This is a genomic window from Stenotrophomonas maltophilia group sp. RY12688 (genome assembly GCF_052149045.1).
Classification (GTDB): Bacteria; Pseudomonadota; Gammaproteobacteria; order Xanthomonadales; family Xanthomonadaceae; genus Stenotrophomonas; species Stenotrophomonas sepilia.
Genome location: NZ_CP197389.1, coordinates 4,165,824 through 4,183,624, shown reverse-complemented (window position 1 = coordinate 4,183,624; position 17,801 = coordinate 4,165,824). Strand labels below are relative to the sequence as shown.

The window sequence follows — 17,801 nt, the reverse complement described above, 5'->3', positions numbered from 1 at the left end:
CCGCGGACAGGCCCTGGCAGGCTCAGCGCTTGCGGTTGGTAGTGCGCGGCGCCGGAGCGTCGTCCAGGGCCGCTTCATCAACCGCCTTCTGCAGGGCACCGCCCAGCGTGATCAGCTCCCAGTTCTGGGTTCCGAGCACATCGCAGGCCACATGCAGGCCGCTGCGGTCGGCCTCGCACAGTTGCCCCAGGATGGCGCGTGCATCCACGTCCGCCCCATTGCCCTGCGCGGTGACCAGGTTCTCGCACCCTTCGCGGACGCCGGCGCGGCAGACCGTGGTGTAGTGCTCTGCGGCCTGCAGCCAGTGCCCGGACAGCGCCAGCCGGTTGCCGAGTATGTTGCAGCCCTGCAGCTTGCCCTGCGCACAGCAGGCGTCGGCGCCGTCCTCGTTGGCCAGCGCCAGTGGGCAGTCCTGCGGCAGCGGCAGCACCGTGTAGTGTTTCGGCGGGCTGCAGGTGCTCGCGCCCTCGCCGGTCGGCACGAACACCTGGAAGCGTGTCCACGTGTCCAGGCCCAGCAGCTGGCCCCCGGGCAACGGCCGCAGCACGAAGTCGCCGCCCTTGTCGTGGCGGATGCGGATGTCGCCCTCTTCGACACGGGCACGCAGCTGGCTGTCCCAGCCGATGCCGACCCGTCCCGCATCGCCGAAGTCCAGCGTATCCATCAGGCCACCTGCGGCGCGGAAGGTACCGCAGGGCAGCGCCGTAGCCGGCTGCGGCCGCAACGAGGCGCCCAGCGCCCGCAACGCAGGCAGGCGCTCACAGGCGGCGCTGTCCTTGCCGGGCGCGCACGCTGTGGCCAGTGCCTGCACCGCCTGCAAGGGGTCGCCGGATTCCCACGAGAGCTCGGCCACGCGGCTGCAGAAGCCGCCATGGCCGACCTGCTGGCACAACTGCAACAGCTGCTGGCGCTGCGCGGCCGGCACCACCACCGGCGTGGAGGGTGACAGCACGGAGCTCACCGCTTCAACCATCGCCGCACCCATCGCGGCCTTGACGATCTGCTCCTGCAGCGCCGGATCCGCTTCCAGCGCCGCTGCACAGGCCGGTGTCTCGTTGCTGAAGCCGCCATTCCGGCACGGCACAGGCAGTTCGATGCCGGCCAGTGCGGTATCGAGGATGGCCTGTTGCTGCGCCTCATCCGGCGTGGCCGGCGCCCTGGCCTCGTCATGCCAGCGATCGGCCAACTGCAGGCACATGCCGGGCACGCCCTCCCGGCAAGCCGCTGCCAGCACGGTCGGGGTCGCTTCGCGACGGTTGTCCAGGCACGCCGCCGCATCGGCCAGGCAGCTGCCTTCAGCCGGGGTGGCGGCTGCGGCGCATTGTGCGGGGGCCTGCAGGGTGTAGACCGTGCCATCCACCTCGACCGTGCGGCCCCGATCGCGCACTTGCAGCACGCTGGGCAGGCCGTACTCCAGGTTCACCAGCTGCAGCTTTCCGTCGATCTGCTGGAACGCGACCGGCGTCGGTGCGCTGCCGAAGTGCTTCTGCTCGCCGCGGTTGGATGAGCTGACACGCAGCGTGCTGCTGCCTTCGTCGGCCTCGAACAGGCCGCATTGCGGTGACTGTGCCGCGGCCACCGGCGTGGCCAGCAGCAACGCCCAGGCCAGCCAGTGGCGGTACGGTGCGCGTGAGAGCATGTCGTCTCCTTGACGATCAAAGGCAAACGCCGGGTGCTGCCGGAGGCCCTGGCCCACGCCCGGCAGAACTCAGTGGAAGCGCGCGCGCACGTCGGGGCGCAGCAGTCGCCAGGCCAGCCAGCCCTGCAGGCCGAGAAGCACGAACGACATGCCGACCACGGTCAGCGTGATCAGCCAGCGTTTCAGCTGCAGCTCCTGCAGCAGGGCCGGGTCATCGGCCAGCAGCGGAATGAAGTCGCCCATGAACAGGTCCAGCCACCAGGCGGCTGCGAAGTTGGTCAGGGCACTCAGCAGCAGCAGTACCACGAAGCTCCACAGGCCCCAGCGACGTTCACGCAGCAGGCCCCAGCTGGACACGGTCGAGGCCAGGCACAACAGCGCGACGACCATTGACGCGGCCACCGGGTGCGCCAGCAGCCAGACCAGGCTGTGCAGCTGCTGTTGCTGCACTTCGCTTTCCACCAGGCGCCACAGCCTGAGGTTCTGCAGCGGCCACAGCACCAGTCCCTGCAGCACGAAGTAGATCGTCAGCAGCAGTGACAGCCAGAACGAAGCCTGTGCGACCGGGCGCACCCAGGCGTGATAGGCCGGGGAAAGCGGCGAGGGGATCGACGGGATCGACATTGACATCCGATGTCCTTGCAGTCGGCGCCCGCCTGCTCAGCGGGCCGTCGCCCGGGTGGCGACGGCCGGCAGGATATGGTGTTCGCTCAAGGGTGCCAAGGGCAGGCCATGCGGCGGTTGCAGCGGCACCCAGGCCAGTTTGGCAATTTCGGCGCGCGCCTGCGGCGCACCGTCCACCTGCACCCACCACGCCTGTGCCTGCACGCGGTGGCCGGGCTCGTTCACAGCCCAGTCCTCGAACGTGCCCAGCGCGATGGCGGCATCGGCGCGCAGCTGCACGCCCAGTTCCTCGTCCAGCTCGCGGGCCAGCGCCTGCAGGGGCGCCTCGCCGGGTTCGGGCTTGCCACCGGGCTGGATGAAGCGGCGCGCACCCTGCTTGCGCACCACCAGCGCCCGGCCGCGGTCATCCAGGATGACCGCAGCCACGATCCGGATCGTGGCTGCGGCATTGCTCACTTCAGGTTCTGCTCGAACAGCTTGAGGATGCGCTTGTACTGGTCCAGCCAGGAATCGGCACGCACATAGCCGTGGCGTTCCAGCGGGTACGGGGCGATCGACCAGTTGTCCTTGTGCAGTTCGATCAGGCGCTGGGTGAGGTTCACCGAGTCCTGGAAGAACACGTTGTCATCCATCATGCCGTGGGCGATCAGCAGGTTGTCCTGCAGGTTCTGTGCGTACTCGATCGGCGAGGACACGCGGTACGCCTCCGGGTCGATGTCCGGGGTGTTGAGGATGTTGCTGGTGTAGCCGTGGTTGTAGTTGTGCCAGTCCACCACCGGGCGCAGCGCGGCGCCGGCCTTGAAGGTGCCCGGCGCACGGAACAGCGCCATGAAGGTCATGAAGCCGCCATAGGAACCGCCGTAGATGCCGGCGTGGTCGCGGTCACCCTGCTGGGTGTCGACCAGCCAGTCCAGGCCGTCCTTGTAGTCTTCCAGTTCCGGGTGGCCCATGTTGCGGTAGATCGCCGTGCGCCAGTCGCGGCCGTAGCCCTCGCTGCCGCGGTAGTCCATGTCCAGCACGATGTAGCCCTTCTGCACCAGCAGGTTGTGGAACATCTGCTCGCGGAAATAGGCCGGGTAGCGCTGGTGCACGTTCTGCAGGTAGCCGGCGCCGTGCACGAACATCACGATCGGGTACTTGCGGCCCGGTTCCTTGTTCTCCGGTTCGTAGTACTTGGCCCAGACCACGCCGGCACCATGCTTGGACGGCACTGCCACCAGCTTCGGCTGGATCCACTGGCGTGCCTTGTAGTCGGCGGTGCGGGTGTCGGTCAGCACGCGCGCCTGGCCACCGGCACTGGGCAGCACCGCCAACTGCGGCGGCAGGTAGGCGCCGGAGTAGCGCACCAGCAGCTGCTGGCCGTCCGGCGACAGCGAGAAGTCTTCCACGCCGTTGAGGCTGGTCAGCTCGCGCACCTGGCGGTTGCCGGTGTCGACCGCGCAGACTTCGTAATCATGCGGCGCCTGCTGGTTGCACAGGAAGTAGAAGCCCTTGCCATCGGCCGACGGCACCGGTGCCGAGGTTTCCCACTTGCCGCTGGTCAGCGCCTGCGGCTTGGCGGTGCCGGCCTGGGTGTACAGGTGCGAGAAGCCCGATTCCTCGGACAACAGCCACAGCGTACGGCCATCGGCCATCCAGCCGAAATCGTTGAAGCCCCAGTTGATCCAGGCGTTGTCGGTCAGGCGGTGGCGGTTCTGAACGCGGCCGTCGGCGGCGTTGACGCTGATGATCCAGCGGTCCTTGTTGTCGTTGGCACGCAGCATCACCGCGGCCTGCTGGCCGTCGGCGCTCCAGCGGATGCCGCCGCCCATGAAGTCGCTCATCACCTGCACGCTGCGCTCGCCCTTCAGTGCATCCTTGCCGGCCTTGCGGCGCAGTTCGGCCAGCGGGTCGGTGCTGATGCCCGGCAGGCCGGACAGCGAGACTTTCTCGGCCTTGCCGGTGCGCACGTCCACGTACCACAGGGTGTGTGGCTCGAAGCCGTTGCGGCCGACGCGGGTGCGGGTGTCCTCGGTTTCCTCGTAGCCCGACTCGGTCACGTACAGCGGCATCTTGCTGGTGCGGCCGTCGTCGAAGTCCTTCGGCTTGGTCACCACGATCAGGTGGGTCAGGTCCGGCGACAGCACGCTGTCACCGATCTCGACGTCGGCGCCCAGGTAGACCGGGCCCGGTGCGCGGGTCGGATCCGCCTGGCGCCAGCGCTGGTCCTGGTCCTTCAATGCCTCGCGCTGCTCGCGGTCGCGGCGCAGGGTTTCCAGCGTGCGCAGCTGCTGGTCGCGGAGCACGTCGGCCTTCGGCGGCGTGCGCGGGTCCTTCTCGGCCTTCAGGCTGGCCACCTGCTGCACGCCGCTGGCGGCGGTCCAGTGGAACCAGTTCTGGCCGACGCGCCAGATCACGCCGTTGTCGGCCGCGAAGTTCACATTGCCCGCGCGCTCGTTGCTGCGGGTCAGCTGGGTCAGCGCGCCACTGCGCAGGTCGCGCACGAACACATCGCCATTGCGCACGAAGGCGCTGCGGCTGCGGCTGCGGTCGTAGACCGGATCGGCGACGTCCAGGGTACCGCGCTGGTCATCGGCCACCTGCGCGGCCACGCCGCCGGCCACCGGCTGGCGGAAGGTGTCGCGCACCGGGCTGCCGTTGCGCTTGAGCTGGTATTCCACCTGCTGGCTGTTCCACGACCACCAGGCCTTCTCGACCGGCGGACCGATCCAGTCCGGGTCGGCCATGGCCTGTTCGATGGTGATCGGCGTCGGCGCGGCATGCGCGGCCGGTGCGGCCAGCACGGCCGACAGCAGGAGGGACAGGGGCAGCACTCGGGACATGGGCGGACGGCACCAGAAGAGGAAACCGGGCAAGGGTAGCAGCCGTCCGGGCCGGGGGCAGGGGCCACAGGTCATGGCAGCGGAATCGGCAAAAAGGCACCGCCCGGGTCGCTGCGACGGCGTGTGCGGCATGATGGTCATTCCGTTCGGATGGAACCGATATGTACTGCTACGACTACAGGATCTCTCTGGGCGTGCAGCACCCGACAGAGGCCGGCGCCGGAATTGCCGCCCGGCTGGATCTGGAACCGGCGTTTTCCCGTGATGTCGGGACCGGATATCGGGATCGCGACGGTACCTTGATCCGGGTTCATGCGGCGACCCGCGTGGTGTTCGTACTGCAGAGGGGAAAGGACGGTTGGCTGATGGATGCCTGGCCGGCGTTGATCGATCTCCTGCGGGCACGCGCCGACGTGATCAGGGAACTGCTGCAGGAGGGGGCCGGGATCGGCCTGCGTGTTGGCATCTTTGGAAAGACGGCATGGGCGGGTTTCGAGCTGGATCCGCAGTTGCTGCGGCTGATGACGGACCTGCAGCTGGATTTTCAGGTGGAGACCTATTTCCCCGACCCGGCGGACACGACCGGCGCCAGCGAAACGTCGGCGGACAGCTAGTGCAACCGGTTGCCGTGGTCGCGCATCCATTCTCCTGAACCCGCATCATCCATCGAACAGGAGCTCGACCATGCAGGAACTGATCCCGATCACCCTATTCATCTGCATCGCCTACGCGATCCATGCCATTGCCGATGCGCGCGCGCGCAGCAAGCTGGTGGCCCCGCACGTACCGGAGGAAGTGATCCGCTCGCTGGCCGTGCTGGAAGAAGAGCGCCGCCGCCAGGGTGCGTTGCGCTGGGGCATCAGCCTGGTCTGCCTGGCCCTGGCCATGGCCCTGCTGGAAGCCATCGGGGCCCGCGACCTGACCTTTGGTGCCGCTGCCGCGCTGGTCGGCAGTGCCGGCCTCGGCCAGCTGCTGGCCTGGCACTTCACCCGGCCTGCCGCGCGCAAGGGCTGAGGCAGGCATGCCACGGGCACAGGGGGCGCCCCGCGCATGAGCCTGCTGGGCGGAGCATTGGCTGCATGGCGGGGACGCCGCCGCGATGTCCGCGTTGAGCCCTCGCTGGACGCGGGCGACGACCGCGCCCTGGTCATCGCCATCATCGACGGCTCGCAACCGGCGTTCGCGCAGCTGGTGCAGGCCCATCAACGTACCTGCGCGCATCTGATCGGGCGGATGGTCGGCGACCGCGACCAGGTGGCCGACCTGCTGCAGGAAACCTTCCTGGCGGTATTCCGCCAGCTGCACCGGTTCCGCTTTGAATCCTCGCTGCGCACCTGGGTCTCAAGGGTGGCCTACACCACGGCGTTGCAGCACCTGCGCCGGCGGCGACTGGAAGCGCAGTGGATGGTGGCGGTGGAGGCGCCGGAGGAACTGGGCATCGGCGATGAAGGCCCCGGGCCCGCCGAGTTGAGCGAGGCGCTGCAGGCCGGGCGCCAGCTCAGCGCGGCACTGGAACGGCTGAGTCCGCCGCAGCGCCTGATCGTCGGCCTGCATTACCTGGAGGATTTCGATCTGGCCGAGATCGAACAGGTGACCGGGCTGGCGCGCGGTACCATCAAGAGCCACCTGCACCGCGCGCGCCAGACCATGAAGCAGGAACTGACGCGGCATGCCACCGCCGGAGAGCTGCTGTGAACCCACCGACCGACCCTCGCGATGCGGAAGCGCGCGCGCTGGCACAGGCGTTGCGTGAGCAGGCGCAGCAGGAAGACACGCCGGATGTGAGCGAGGCGCTGCAGAAGCGCATTGCCGCTGAGTCGCGCGACGGTGGCGTGGGTTATGTGGTGGTGCAGGTGCTGTTGTTTGGCGCCCTGCTGGCTGCGGCGGCCTGGTATTTCTGGCACTGAGGCACCCGCCGGGCAAGGGGCCCCTCCAATCGCGGTGGGTGGATGCCGACCTTGGTCGGCGCTTGGGCGTGTGTGCCAACCAGGGTTGGCAGCTACCAGAACGGTTGACCCCTGCGACAAAGTGAAGCAGCGCGTCACCCGGTCGCATCCCGTCTTAACGAAATCCTCCTAAAGTGGTCCGGTATCCCACCGGTCGCAGGCAGGAGGCGTCCCTTGGACGCGTTGTTGTTGTCCCGGATCCAGTTCGGATTCGTCATCAGTTTCCACGTGCTGTTCCCCGCCTTCACCATCGGTACGGCCAGCTGGCTGGCCTTCATCGAGTGGCGCTGGCTGCGCACGAGGCTGCCCGTGTGGCGCGAGCTGTACTTCTTCTGGCAGAAGATCTTCGCGGTGTCGTTCGGCATGGGCGTGGTCAGCGGCATCGTCATGGCCTTCCAGTTCGGTACCAACTGGCCGCGGCTGAGCGAGGTGGCCGGCACGGTCATCGGCCCGCTGCTGACCTACGAGGTGCTGACCGCGTTCTTCCTGGAAGCCAGCTTCCTCGGCGTGATGATGTTCGGCTGGGGCCGGGTCTCGCCGCGCCTGCATTTCCTGTCCACCTGCATGGTTGCGCTGGGCACGCTGTTCTCCACGTTCTGGATCCTGTCGTCCAACAGCTGGCTGCACACGCCGGCCGGCTACGAGATGGTCAACGGCATCGTGCATCCGGTGGACTGGTGGCAGGTGGTGTTCAATCCCTCGTTCCCCTACCGCCTCGCGCACATGGCGCTGGGCTCGTTCATCACCACCTGTTTCGTGATTGGTGGCGTGGGTGCGTGGTACCTGCGCAGGGGCACGCACGTGGAAGCGGGCCGGCGCATGCTGATCGCCGCTGTGGCATTCGCCGCGCTGACCGTGCCGGTGCAGATCTTCGTCGGCGACATGCATGGCCTGAACACGCTCAAGCACCAGCCGATGAAGATCGCGGCGGTGGAAGCGCATTGGCATGAGACCCGGGAAGGCGAGGGCGTACCGCTGGTGGTGTTCGCGCTGCCCAACGAGAAGGAGGAGCGCAACGATTTCGAAGTGGCCATCCCGAAGCTGGGCAGCGTGATCCTGACCCACAGCCTGGACGGCACCTTCGACCCGCTGACCGCGGTACCGGCCAGCGAGCGGCCGCCGGTGACGCCGGTGTTCTTTGCCTTCCGCATCATGGTCGGGCTGGGCACGCTGATGCTGCTGCTGGCCTGGGTGTCGGCCTTCCAGCTGTGGCGCAACAAGCTGCTCGATTCGCCATGGCTGTTGCGCGGCTGGAACTGGATGCTGCCCAGCGGCTTCATCGCGCTGCTGTCGGGGTGGTTCGTCACCGAGATGGGGCGCCAGCCATGGGTGGTGTATGGCCTGCTGCGCACCGCCGATGCGGTCGGCCCGCAGAGCGCGTGGATGACCGCGCTGTCGCTGGGTGTCTACGTGGTTGGCTATGCCTTCGTGTTCGGCTGGGGCATCTGGTACCTGGTGAAGATCCTGCGCCACGGACCGCAGCCCTACGCCGAAGGGCCGTCGCTGGACCACGGCAGCCACACCCCGGCGCGCCCGCTGTCGGCAGCCGACGAACCGCTGGAGGAGCGCTGACATGGACCTGATGACCTGGCTGCCGGTGGCGTGGTTCGCGGTGATCGGCTTCGGCGTGCTGATGTACGTGGTGCTGGACGGCTTCGTGCTTGGCATCGGCATCCTCGCCCCCTTCGCCGAGGACGAGGAGCAGCTGGACCTGATGATGAACACCGCCGCGCCGATCTGGGACGGCAACGAGACCTGGCTGGTGCTGGGTGGTGCCGGCCTGCTGGCGGCCTTCCCCAGGGCCTATGCGGTGCTGTTGTCGGCGCTGTACCTGCCGGTGCTGGTGCTGGTGGTGGCGCTGGTGTTCCGTGGCGTGGCCTTTGAATTCCGCTTCAAGGCACATCGGTCACGCCGGCTGTGGAGCGTGGCGTTCGGCCTCGGTTCGCTGCTGGCGACGTTCGCCCAGGGCGTGATCCTGGGCACCCTGGTGCAGGGCATCCCGCTGGTGGACGGTGTCTATCAGGGCGGGCCGTTCGCCTGGTTCAGCCCGTTCGCGATGCTGACCGGTGCCGCGCTGGTGGCCGGCTATGCGCTGCTGGGCAGCACCTGGCTGATCCTGAAGACCGAAGGGCGCGTGCAGGCGCTGGCGCGGCAGATGACCCGGCCGCTGGTGGTGGCGGTGATCGCGGCGATGGGCCTGGTCAGCAGCTGGCTGCCGTTCCTCGATTCGCGGTTGATGGCGCGCTGGTTCAGCGACGGCAACTTCTGGTGGCTGTCGCCGGTGCCGCTGCTGACCCTGGCGGTAGCCGCTGCGCTGTGGCGCAGTGCCACCCACCCGCGCCGTGACCTGCCGCCGTTCCTGCTCAGCCTGGCCCTGTTCGTACTCGGCTTCCTCGGCCTGGTGCTGGGGATGTGGCCCTACCTGCTGCCACCGTCGATGACCCTGTGGCAGGCCGCCGCGCCGGCCTCCTCGCTGGGCTTCACCCTGGTCGGGCTGGTCATTCTGCTGCCGGTCATCCTCGGCTACACGGCGTGGTCGTACCGGGTGTTCCGCGGCAAGGTGCACGCCGATACCGGTTACCACTGATCGATTGAAGCGGGGGCCGCCGGTGCCGGCTCCCGTGTTGGGGAATGTGAAACCTGCACACCCCGTGCAGGACGTGCTAGCGTGCGCTCCTTTCCGGCAGCCAGGGGGGCGGCCGGCGACGTCCTGGACGGACGCACGGCTGCAGGAATGGGGGGCCGCCGCGCGTCGCCGTAATGGCTCGTGCCTATTGTTCTCCCGTTGAAGCACCTTCGCTAAATGATCGAATTCTCCATCGTCGACTGGGCTGCCTGGGCGCCCGGCCTGAGCGAGCGTAGCCAGTGGCTGGGCTGGGCCGATGCGCCGTATCCGCCGGTTGGCGAAGACACGCCGGCGTTGGCCGAGATCCCGGCAATGCAGCGCCGCCGCATCGAGCGGCTGGGCCGGATGGCGATCCAGGCTGCCTGCTGGTGCGAGGATGGGCAGGGGGCGGACAACCAGGTCCCGCTGGTGTTCGCCAGCCGCCACGGCGACGTGGCCCGTTCGATGGAGCTGCTGGGGGCGCTGGCCAGTGATCAGCCCTTGTCACCGACGGGGTTCGGCCTGTCGGTGCACAACGCGATCGCGGCGTTGTACTCGATCGCGCGCGGCCACCGTGGCAACTACCTGGCGCTGGCCGCCGGCCAGGCCACGGTCGAGACCGCCTGTCTGGAAGCGGCCGGTCTGCTCGCCGATGGCGCCCGCGAAGTGCGGGTCGTGGTGTATGAGTCGCGCCTTCCCGAGATTTACTCGACGTTCGCCGACGAACCCGACCCGTTCTTTGCCTGGTGTTGGCGTTTGACGGCGCCGATGCCGGGCCAGCCGACCCTCTCCCTGCAGTGGGAAGCGGCGCCGGAGGCCCCTGCCACCGCCCCGGGCGCGCTGCCGCACGCGCTGGACCTGCACCGCTTCCTGCTGTCCGGTGCGCCGGCGCTTGAGCACGTGGCCCAGGGCCAGCGCTGGCGCTGGGGGCGCCGTGGCTGAGGCGCTGCGCCGTCTCGATCATGCCTGGCGGGTGCTCGGCACCGGCCTGAGCTTTGCCGCATTCGGCATGGGCGGCCTGCTGCTGGGCGTGCTGGTGATGCCGGTGCTGCTGCTGATGCGCGACCCGGTGGTCCGTCGCCGCCGGGCCCGCCGCGTGGTTCAGGTTGCCTTTGCCAGCCATCTGCGCCTGATGCGCGCGCTGGGGGTGATGACCTACCAGATCGAGGGCGGTGAACGCCTGCAGCGCGACGGTTTGCTGGTGCTGGCCAATCACCCGACCCTGATCGACGTGGTCTGCCTGATCTCGCTGCTGCCCAACGCCGATTGCGTGGTGAAACGGGCCGTGGCCTGCAACCCGTTCATGCGCGGTCCGGTGCGGGCGGCCGGCTACATCTCCAATGACGATGGCGCTGGCCTGGTCGATGACTGCGTGGCGGCGGTGCACGCCGGCGGCACCCTGGTGATCTTCCCCGAAGGCACCCGCAGCGTGCCGGGCCAGCCGCCGCGGCTGCAGCGCGGGGCCGCCAACATCGCCGTCCGTGGCCGGCTGGACATCACCCCGGTGCGGATCACCTGCACCCCGCCCACGTTGACCAAGGGACAGAAGTGGTATCGTGTCCCCTCACGTCGCTTTCACGTTCGGCTGCAGATCGGCGAAGATATCCCGATCGCGCCCTTCCTGGCCGATGACGACTCGCCAAGGGGGGATGCCTTGGCAGCCCGCCGCGTCACCGAGCACCTTTCTCGTTATTTCGACCTGTCTGGAGATCCGCCCCGTGCAAGCACTTGAGCACGAGATCAAGGAATTGATCATTTCCTCCCTTTCGCTGGAGGACATCACGCCGGAGGACATCGATCCGACCGCGCCGCTGTTCGTCGAGGGCCTCGGCCTGGATTCGATCGACGCGCTGGAGCTGGGCCTGGCGCTGCAGAAGAAGTACGGTGTCAGCCTCTCGGCCGATTCGGAAGAAACCCGTCGCCATTTCTCCAGCGTGCGCGCGCTCGGCGAGTTCGTCGCCGCCCGCCAGTCGTAACGGCGCCAGGAATAGCCATGACCAAGAATGAACTGTTCGAACGCATCGTCAGCATCCTGACCGACAGCTTCGAGATTGAAACCGCCCGGATCACCCCCGAGGCCCGGCTCTACGACGACCTGGACATCGACAGCATCGATGCGGTCGACCTGATCGTGCAGCTCAAGCCACTGCTCGGCCGCAACCTGCAGCCGGAAGCGTTCAAGGCCGTGCGCACCGTGCAGGACATCGTTGATGTCGTGTATGGACTGCTGCCGGACCAGGCAGCCGCCTGACCGCAGCGCCGGCGGCTTCGCCATGGCTCGCGCACGTACCGTCGTGGTGGCAGCGATTTCGCTTGCCTACCCGCTGCTGGTGTACCTGGCGATGGGCCGCTTCGAGCCGCGCTGGCTGTCGCTGCTGCTGTTCACCCTGGCCCTGCTGCGTGCGCTGAGCACGCGCCAGCCGTTGTGGTGGGCCGCCGCCGCCGGCACCGGCCTGCTGGCGGTGCTGGCCACCGTGCTCAACCAGGCCCTGCCGCTGAAGCTGTACCCGGCGCTGGTCAATGCGGTGATGCTGGCGGTGTTCGGCACCAGCCTGCGCTTCGGGCCGCCGTTGGTGGAGCGCCTGGCACGGCTGCAGGAACCGGACCTGCCCCCGTTCGCGGTGGCCTATACCCGCCGCGTCACCCAGGTGTGGTGTGGCTTCTTCGTTCTCAACGGCAGCCTGGCCCTGCTGACCGCGCTGTACGCGTCGGACCGGGTCTGGATGCTCTACAACGGATTGTTGGCGTACGTGATGATGGGCGTGTTGTTCGCAGGTGAGTGGCTGGTGCGGCGGCGGGTGAAGGCGGCGCACGCGCATGGCTGAGTGGATTGCCCTGGACCGGCTGCTGCTGGAGGCGCGGCCGCAGCGCAGCGTCGGCCTGTGCGACGGAGACATGGTTGACCACGCCTGCTTCCGCCAGCGCGTACGGGGCTGGCGCGCCGCCTTTGCGGCGGCTGAAGGCCGCGACTGGGCCCTGTATTTCGATGACGCCGTGGCCTTCGCTGCGGCGCTGTTCGGCGCCTGGCATGCCGGCAAGCGGGTGTTCCTGGCCGCTGACAACCTGCCGGCCACGCTGCAGGCGCTGCAGCCGCAGGTGAGCGGTTTCGCGGGCGACGTACCGGCCGACTACCGCCCGCTGGCGGCGCTGGACGCCACACTGGACGACGAACTGCAGGCGCTGGACGAGCGCGCCTGCGAGCTGTGCGTGTTCACCTCCGGCAGCACCGGCCAGCCCAGTGCGATCGGCAAGCGCCTGGACCAGCTGGCGCGCGAGGTGGAAGCGCTGCAGGCCGCGTTCGGTGCGCAGCTGGATGGCGCGCAGGTGCACGGCACGGTGTCCCACCAGCACATCTACGGGCTGCTGTTCCGCGTGCTGTGGCCGCTGGCCGCCGGCCGCCTGATCCATCCGCGTCGGTTCTTCCACGAAGACCTGGTGGGTGCGCTGGCCGGTACCGACACGGTGCTGGTGGCGACGCCGGCCCATCTCAAGCGCCTGCCCGAGCAGCTCGACTGGGCCAGCCTGCATGGCCGCCTGCGCGCGGTGTTCTCCTCCGGTGGCCCGCTGCCGGAGGACGCGGCGCGACACGTGCGGCAGTGGTTGGGCGTGGCCCCGACCGAGGTCTATGGCAGCAGCGAGACCGGCGGTATCGCCTGGCGCCGCTGGGACACCGACCTGCCGCCGTGGCAGCCGCTGCCGGGTGTGCAGTGGCGGATCGACGACGGCTGCCTGGCGGTGGCCTCGGCGCATCTGGAAACCCCCGGCTGGTGGCGCACCCAGGACCGCGTGGAAGCCCTGGCCGATGGCCGTTTCCGGCTGCTGGGCCGCGCCGACCGCATCGTCAAGATCGAAGAGCGCCGCGTCTCGCTGGATGCGCTGGAACGCGCGCTGCGCGAAGACGCCGAAGTGGATGACGTGCGCGTGCTGGTGCTTCCCGGGCAGCGCGAGCAGCTGGCCGCCGTGGTGGTTCCGGCCGATCCGGCGCTGCTGGAGGGCGGCGACGCCGCGCGCCGTGCGCTGGGCCAACGCCTGGGCGCGCGTCTGGCGCATGCGCATGACGCGGTGACCCGGCCGCGCCGTTGGCGCCTGGTGCAGGCGTTGCCGATCAACGCGCAGGGCAAGGTGACCCAGGCGGCATTGGCGGCGCTGTTCCAGCCACTGATGCCGGTGCCGGTCTGGGACCGCCGCGACGCCGCCAGCGCCACGCTGCGCATGACCCTCGACCCGGCGCTGCGGCCGTTCCAGGGCCACTTCCCGCAGGCGGCGATCCTGCCCGGTGTTGCGCAGTTGGACTGGGCGATGCGTTTCGGCCGCCAGGCATTTGCGATGCCGCGCGCGTTCCTGCGCATGGACGCGGTGAAGTTCCAGCACGTGGCCCGCCCCGGCGATGAGTTGACCCTGCAGCTGGACTGGGATGCCGCACGCAACGTGCTGGCCTTCCGCTATACCTCCAGCCACGGTGTGCATGCCAGCGGCAAGGTGGTCTTCGCCGATGCGGACTGACCCGGCCGTTGCCGGTGCCGCGTTCGCGCCACTGGTGGTGATTCCCGTCTACGACCACGAGCACGCCATCGTGGCGGTGGTCGACGGTGTGCAGGCCGCTGGCCTGCCTTGCCTGTTGGTCGACGATGGTTCGCATGAGGCGTGCGCGGCGGTGCTGCGCACGCTGGCACAGCGCCAGGGCGTTGACCTGCTGCGCCTGGGCGCCAACCAGGGCAAGGGTGGGGCGATGCTGGCCGGTTTTGCTGAAGCCGGCGCGCGTGGCTACAGCCACGTGCTGCAGATCGACGCAGACGGCCAGCACGATACCGCTGACCTGCCACGCTTCATCGAGGCCGCGCGTGTGCATCCCGACGCGGTGATCTGCGGCATTCCGGCCTACGACGCCAGTGTTCCCAAGGCACGCCTGTATGGCCGCTACGCCACCCACGTCTGGGTCTGGATCAACACGCTGTCGCTGCACCTGCGCGACACCATGTGCGGCTTCCGGGTGTATCCACTGCCACCGGTGCTGCGCCTGATCGGTGAAGAGACCATCGGCCGGCGCATGGATTTCGATACTGAAGTGATGGTGCGCCTGTACTGGCGCCAGCTGCCGGTCGAGCACCTGGCCACGCGCGTGACCTATCCCGCCGATGGCGTGTCGCACTTCGATGTGTGGCGCGACAACGTGCGCATCAGCCGCATGCACACCCGCCTGTTCTTCGGCATGCTCTGGCGCGCACCGCGGCTGCTGTGGCGCCGCCTGCAGGGGCAGCGCTGAGATGGCGACCGCGCAGGATGCCCCGCACTGGGCCGATATCGGCGAATCGACGTCGGTGGCCGGCGTGCTGTTCCTGTGCTGGGTGCACCGCTGGTTCGGGCGCTGGCCATTCCGCCTGTGCGCGTGGCCGGTGGTGGCCTGCCATTGGCTGGGCAACCGTGTGGGGCGACAGGCCTCGATGCAGTACCTGCAGCGGCTGCAGGCATACAGCGGTGTGCTCGGCCGCGCGCCGACCCGGCGCGACAGCCTGTGCCACTTCTTCGCCTTCGCCGACACGATGCTGGACAAGATCCTCGGCCTGGGCGGGCGCTACCCGGCCAACCGTATTCACCTGCACCGCGACCTGGTGCTGCAGAAGATCGCGCGCCGCGAAGGCGGTCTGATCCTCACCGCGCACATCGGCTGCCTGGAACTGTGCCAGGTGCTGGCCGAACAGGTGCCGGGGTTCCGCATCACCGTGCTGGTGCATACGGCGCATGCGCAGCGCTTCAACCGCCTGCTGCAGCGGCTGGACCCGCTGGCGGCGGTGGAGCTGGTGCAGGTGACCGAAATGGGGCCGGCCACCGCGGTGATGCTGGCCGAGCGCGTGGCGGCCGGTGGCTTCGTCGCCATCGTCGGCGACCGCACGCCGGTGCAGGGCGGCCGCAGCGTCACCGCCGATTTCCTCGGCCATCGCGCGCCATTCCCGATCGGCGCCTATGTGCTGGCCGCGGCGCTGGGCTGCCCGGTCTACACCATGGCCTGCCTGCACCAGGGCGAGGGCTATCGCGTGGCATTTGAACAATTCGCCGAACGCATCGTGCTGCCGCGTGGCTCGCGCGACGCGGCACTTGCCGAACAGGCACAGCGCTTCGCGCGCTGGCTGGAACTCCAGGTCATCCAGTCCCCGTTGGACTGGTTCAATTTCTTCCCCTTCTGGGATCAGGCTCCGCATGACGACTGACGCCGTACCCGTGTGCCGCTTTGGCGATGCACCGTTGACCATCGAAGACGTGGTTGCCCTGGCCCAGCGCCAGTGCGAGGGCGCACTGAGCGACGCGCCGGCGTTCCGCGCACACATCCAGCGCGGTGCCGACTTCCTTGACCGCCTGCTGCGCGAGGATGGCGTGATCTACGGTGTGACCACCGGCTATGGCGATTCGTGCACGGTGAACATCCCGCCGGCACTGGTGGCTGAACTGCCGCACCACCTGTACACCTACCATGGCTGCGGCCTGGGCCGCTACCTGGACCCGGTCGAGACCCGTGCGGTGCTGGCCGCGCGCCTGGCATCGCTGGTGCGCGGCATGTCCGGTGTCAGCGTGCCGCTGCTGGAAGGCCTGGCCACGCTGCTGCAGCACGATGTGCTGCCGATGATCCCGGCCGAAGGCTCGGTCGGTGCCAGCGGCGACCTGACCCCGCTGTCGTACGTGGCTGCGGTGCTGTGTGGCGAGCGCGAGGTGCTGCACGATGGCCGCGTGCAGCCGGCGGCCGAGGTGCTGGCGAAGATCGGCATGACCCCGCTGAAGCTGCGGCCGAAGGAAGGCCTGGCGATCATGAACGGCACAGCGGTGATGACCGGCCTGGCCTGCCTGGCCTGGCAGCGCGCCGACTACCTGGCGCGCATGGCCACGCGCCTGACCGCGTTCAACGTGCTGGCCAGCGACGGCAACGCGCACCACTTCGACGAAACCCTGTTCGCGGCCAAGCCGCATCCGGGCCAGGGCCGCATCGCCGCGCGTCTGCGCAGCGACCTGCACAGCGAGCGTCCGCCGCGCAATGAACAGCGCCTGCAGGACCGCTACTCGCTGCGCTGCGCGCCGCACGTGATCGGCGTGCTGGAGGACACCCTGCCGTTCCTGCGCCAGCTGATCGAAACCGAACTGAACAGCGCCAACGACAATCCGCTGATCGATGCCGATGGCGAGCGCATCCTGCATGGCGGCCACTTCTACGGCGGCCACATCGCGCTGGCGATGGACACCCTGAAGAACACCGTAGCCAACGTGGCCGATCTGCTCGACCGCCAGTTGGCGCTGGTGGTCGATGCCCGCTACAACCATGGCCTGCCGGCCAACCTGTCGGCGGCCACGGGCCCGCGCGCGGCCATCAACCACGGCCTGAAGGCGCTGCAGATCAGCGTGTCGGCCTGGACGGCCGAAGCGCTGAAGCAGACCCTGCCGGCCAGCGTGTTTTCGCGCTCCACCGAGTGCCACAACCAGGACAAGGTCAGCATGGGCACCATCGCCGCGCGCGACTGCCTGCGCGTGATCGAGCTGACTGAACAGGTGGTGGCCGCGATGCTGATCGCCGCCCGCCAGGGCCTGGCGCTGCGCGAACGGGTTGGCCTGAACGCGCAGCTGCATGGCAGTCTGGCCGACATGTACGCCGACCTGGGGCAGCGCATCGCCCTGGTTGAAGAAGACCGCGCGCTGGATCGCGAACTGCGGGAACTGCTGGTGGAGATCCGCGCGCAACGTTGGGAGCTGTATGCCGGTGAATGAGGCCATCGAACGGGTCGGCGAGGTTGCGCTGACCCCCGCCTTCCATGACTGCGATCCGATGAACGTGGTCTGGCATGGCAACTACTTCAAGTACTTCGAGATCGCGCGCTGCGCGCTGCTCGGGCGCTATGACTACGACTACCCGCAGATGCTCGAATCGGGCTACCTGTGGCCGGTGGTCGATGCCCGGGTGAAGTACGTGCGCCCGCTGCTGTTCAACCAGGCGCTGCGCGTGGTTGCGCGCATCGTGGAATGGGAGAACCGGCTGAAGATCGAGTACGAGATCCTTGATGCGGAAAGCGGCCAGGTGCTGACCCGCGCGATGACCATCCAGGTCGCGGTGGACGCGGCCAGCAAGGAAATGCTGTACCAGTGCCCGCCGGTACTGTGGGAACGCCTGGGAGTGCCTGCGCCGTGAA

Annotated in this window: 20 protein-coding genes; 16 read left to right on the top strand and 4 right to left on the bottom strand. The window is 68.6% G+C overall.

What is annotated here, in order from left to right; translation table 11 throughout:
* Positions 1-22: 22 nt before the first annotated feature.
* The 4 genes from ACS0OT_RS19370 to ACS0OT_RS19355 form a co-directional block, all read right to left on the bottom strand.
* On the bottom strand, positions 23-1,639 hold the full coding sequence (locus ACS0OT_RS19370) for a hypothetical protein (protein WP_329953517.1): 1,617 nt from the start codon (positions 1,637-1,639) through the stop codon (positions 23-25).
* A 69-nt stretch (positions 1,640-1,708) separates the two neighbouring features.
* Positions 1,709-2,269, bottom strand: coding sequence for a hypothetical protein (locus ACS0OT_RS19365; protein WP_032954647.1), 561 nt, complete (start codon positions 2,267-2,269; stop codon positions 1,709-1,711).
* Positions 2,270-2,299: 30 nt separating this feature from the next.
* Positions 2,300-2,719: an NUDIX hydrolase gene (locus ACS0OT_RS19360; RefSeq protein ID WP_442255945.1), complete on the bottom strand. Its 420-nt coding sequence runs from the start codon at positions 2,717-2,719 to the stop codon at positions 2,300-2,302.
* The gene (locus tag ACS0OT_RS19355; RefSeq protein ID WP_065177831.1) at positions 2,716-5,085 is read right to left on the bottom strand and encodes a S9 family peptidase; all 2,370 of its coding nucleotides are present in this window, start codon (positions 5,083-5,085) and stop codon (positions 2,716-2,718) included. Before ACS0OT_RS19355 ends, ACS0OT_RS19360 begins: the two co-directional genes overlap by 4 nt.
* A 161-nt stretch (positions 5,086-5,246) precedes the next feature.
* On the opposite strand from ACS0OT_RS19355, the gene ACS0OT_RS19350 reads away from it, so the two are divergent.
* The 16 genes from ACS0OT_RS19350 (at position 5,247) to ACS0OT_RS19275 (ending at position 17,800) form a co-directional block, all read left to right on the top strand.
* Positions 5,247-5,699 (top strand): hypothetical protein, encoded by a 453-nt coding sequence (locus ACS0OT_RS19350; protein ID WP_005420323.1) that lies wholly within the window; start codon positions 5,247-5,249, stop codon positions 5,697-5,699.
* A 70-nt stretch (positions 5,700-5,769) separates the two neighbouring features.
* The gene (locus ACS0OT_RS19345) at positions 5,770-6,099 is read left to right on the top strand and encodes a hypothetical protein (RefSeq protein ID WP_005414880.1); all 330 of its coding nucleotides are present in this window, start codon (positions 5,770-5,772) and stop codon (positions 6,097-6,099) included.
* Between the two features lie 36 nt (positions 6,100-6,135).
* Positions 6,136-6,780: an RNA polymerase sigma factor gene (locus tag ACS0OT_RS19340; protein WP_329847949.1), complete on the top strand. Its 645-nt coding sequence runs from the start codon at positions 6,136-6,138 to the stop codon at positions 6,778-6,780.
* Positions 6,777-6,992 carry a hypothetical protein gene (locus tag ACS0OT_RS19335; protein ID WP_053498343.1) on the top strand — a complete coding sequence of 72 codons (216 nt, stop codon included), beginning with the start codon at positions 6,777-6,779 and terminating at the stop codon, positions 6,990-6,992. Before ACS0OT_RS19340 ends, ACS0OT_RS19335 begins: the two co-directional genes overlap by 4 nt.
* 213 nt (positions 6,993-7,205) lie before the next feature.
* On the top strand, positions 7,206-8,603 hold the full coding sequence (locus ACS0OT_RS19330; protein ID WP_065177834.1) for a cytochrome ubiquinol oxidase subunit I: 1,398 nt from the start codon (positions 7,206-7,208) through the stop codon (positions 8,601-8,603).
* A 1-nt stretch (position 8,604) separates the two neighbouring features.
* Positions 8,605-9,618 carry a cytochrome d ubiquinol oxidase subunit II gene (cydB, locus tag ACS0OT_RS19325; protein WP_065177835.1) on the top strand — a complete coding sequence of 338 codons (1,014 nt, stop codon included), beginning with the start codon at positions 8,605-8,607 and terminating at the stop codon, positions 9,616-9,618.
* 216 nt (positions 9,619-9,834) lie between these two features.
* A complete protein-coding gene (locus ACS0OT_RS19320; protein WP_053498347.1) occupies positions 9,835-10,578 on the top strand; it encodes a beta-ketoacyl synthase chain length factor in 744 nt (247 codons plus the stop codon).
* A complete protein-coding gene (locus tag ACS0OT_RS19315; RefSeq protein ID WP_005420313.1) occupies positions 10,571-11,368 on the top strand; it encodes a lysophospholipid acyltransferase family protein in 798 nt (265 codons plus the stop codon). Before ACS0OT_RS19320 ends, ACS0OT_RS19315 begins: the two co-directional genes overlap by 8 nt.
* Complete coding sequence (locus tag ACS0OT_RS19310) at positions 11,355-11,612, top strand: phosphopantetheine-binding protein (protein WP_005411610.1); 258 nt, start codon at positions 11,355-11,357, stop codon at positions 11,610-11,612. The genes ACS0OT_RS19315 and ACS0OT_RS19310 overlap by 14 nt, the downstream gene beginning before the upstream one ends.
* Positions 11,613-11,629: 17 nt before the next feature.
* Complete coding sequence (locus tag ACS0OT_RS19305; RefSeq protein WP_005420312.1) at positions 11,630-11,887, top strand: acyl carrier protein; 258 nt, start codon at positions 11,630-11,632, stop codon at positions 11,885-11,887.
* A gap of 22 nt (positions 11,888-11,909) precedes the next feature.
* Positions 11,910-12,461, top strand: a complete 552-nt coding sequence (locus tag ACS0OT_RS19300; RefSeq protein WP_032954654.1) for a membrane protein — start codon at positions 11,910-11,912, stop codon at positions 12,459-12,461.
* Positions 12,454-14,139: an AMP-binding protein gene (locus ACS0OT_RS19295; RefSeq protein WP_065185909.1), complete on the top strand. Its 1,686-nt coding sequence runs from the start codon at positions 12,454-12,456 to the stop codon at positions 14,137-14,139. Before ACS0OT_RS19300 ends, ACS0OT_RS19295 begins: the two co-directional genes overlap by 8 nt.
* On the top strand, positions 14,129-14,899 hold the full coding sequence (locus ACS0OT_RS19290) for a glycosyltransferase family 2 protein (RefSeq protein WP_442255944.1): 771 nt from the start codon (positions 14,129-14,131) through the stop codon (positions 14,897-14,899). Before ACS0OT_RS19295 ends, ACS0OT_RS19290 begins: the two co-directional genes overlap by 11 nt.
* Before the next feature lies 1 nt (position 14,900).
* Complete coding sequence (locus ACS0OT_RS19285; protein WP_065177839.1) at positions 14,901-15,842, top strand: LpxL/LpxP family acyltransferase; 942 nt, start codon at positions 14,901-14,903, stop codon at positions 15,840-15,842.
* Positions 15,832-17,382 carry an HAL/PAL/TAL family ammonia-lyase gene (locus ACS0OT_RS19280; RefSeq protein ID WP_442255943.1) on the top strand — a complete coding sequence of 517 codons (1,551 nt, stop codon included), beginning with the start codon at positions 15,832-15,834 and terminating at the stop codon, positions 17,380-17,382. The genes ACS0OT_RS19285 and ACS0OT_RS19280 overlap by 11 nt, the downstream gene beginning before the upstream one ends.
* Positions 17,369-17,800 carry an acyl-CoA thioesterase gene (locus ACS0OT_RS19275; RefSeq protein WP_065196795.1) on the top strand — a complete coding sequence of 144 codons (432 nt, stop codon included), beginning with the start codon at positions 17,369-17,371 and terminating at the stop codon, positions 17,798-17,800. Before ACS0OT_RS19280 ends, ACS0OT_RS19275 begins: the two co-directional genes overlap by 14 nt.
* The last annotated feature ends 1 nt before the right edge of the window (position 17,801 follow it).

Coding starts and splice junctions, on each gene's coding strand:
- ACS0OT_RS19370 (WP_329953517.1), bottom strand. CDS start 1,639: ATGCTCTCACGCGCACCGTACCGCCACTGGCTGGCCTGGGCGTTGCTG.
- ACS0OT_RS19365 (WP_032954647.1), bottom strand. CDS start 2,269: ATGTCAATGTCGATCCCGTCGATCCCCTCGCCGCTTTCCCCGGCCTAT.
- ACS0OT_RS19355 (WP_065177831.1), bottom strand. CDS start 5,085: ATGTCCCGAGTGCTGCCCCTGTCCCTCCTGCTGTCGGCCGTGCTGGCC.
- ACS0OT_RS19350 (WP_005420323.1), top strand. CDS start 5,247: ATGTACTGCTACGACTACAGGATCTCTCTGGGCGTGCAGCACCCGACA.
- ACS0OT_RS19345 (WP_005414880.1), top strand. CDS start 5,770: ATGCAGGAACTGATCCCGATCACCCTATTCATCTGCATCGCCTACGCG.
- ACS0OT_RS19340 (WP_329847949.1), top strand. CDS start 6,136: ATGAGCCTGCTGGGCGGAGCATTGGCTGCATGGCGGGGACGCCGCCGC.
- cydB (WP_065177835.1), top strand. CDS start 8,605: ATGGACCTGATGACCTGGCTGCCGGTGGCGTGGTTCGCGGTGATCGGC.
- ACS0OT_RS19320 (WP_053498347.1), top strand. CDS start 9,835: ATGATCGAATTCTCCATCGTCGACTGGGCTGCCTGGGCGCCCGGCCTG.
- ACS0OT_RS19305 (WP_005420312.1), top strand. CDS start 11,630: ATGACCAAGAATGAACTGTTCGAACGCATCGTCAGCATCCTGACCGAC.
- ACS0OT_RS19300 (WP_032954654.1), top strand. CDS start 11,910: ATGGCTCGCGCACGTACCGTCGTGGTGGCAGCGATTTCGCTTGCCTAC.
- ACS0OT_RS19295 (WP_065185909.1), top strand. CDS start 12,454: ATGGCTGAGTGGATTGCCCTGGACCGGCTGCTGCTGGAGGCGCGGCCG.
- ACS0OT_RS19290 (WP_442255944.1), top strand. CDS start 14,129: ATGCGGACTGACCCGGCCGTTGCCGGTGCCGCGTTCGCGCCACTGGTG.
- ACS0OT_RS19285 (WP_065177839.1), top strand. CDS start 14,901: ATGGCGACCGCGCAGGATGCCCCGCACTGGGCCGATATCGGCGAATCG.
- ACS0OT_RS19280 (WP_442255943.1), top strand. CDS start 15,832: ATGACGACTGACGCCGTACCCGTGTGCCGCTTTGGCGATGCACCGTTG.
- ACS0OT_RS19275 (WP_065196795.1), top strand. CDS start 17,369: ATGCCGGTGAATGAGGCCATCGAACGGGTCGGCGAGGTTGCGCTGACC.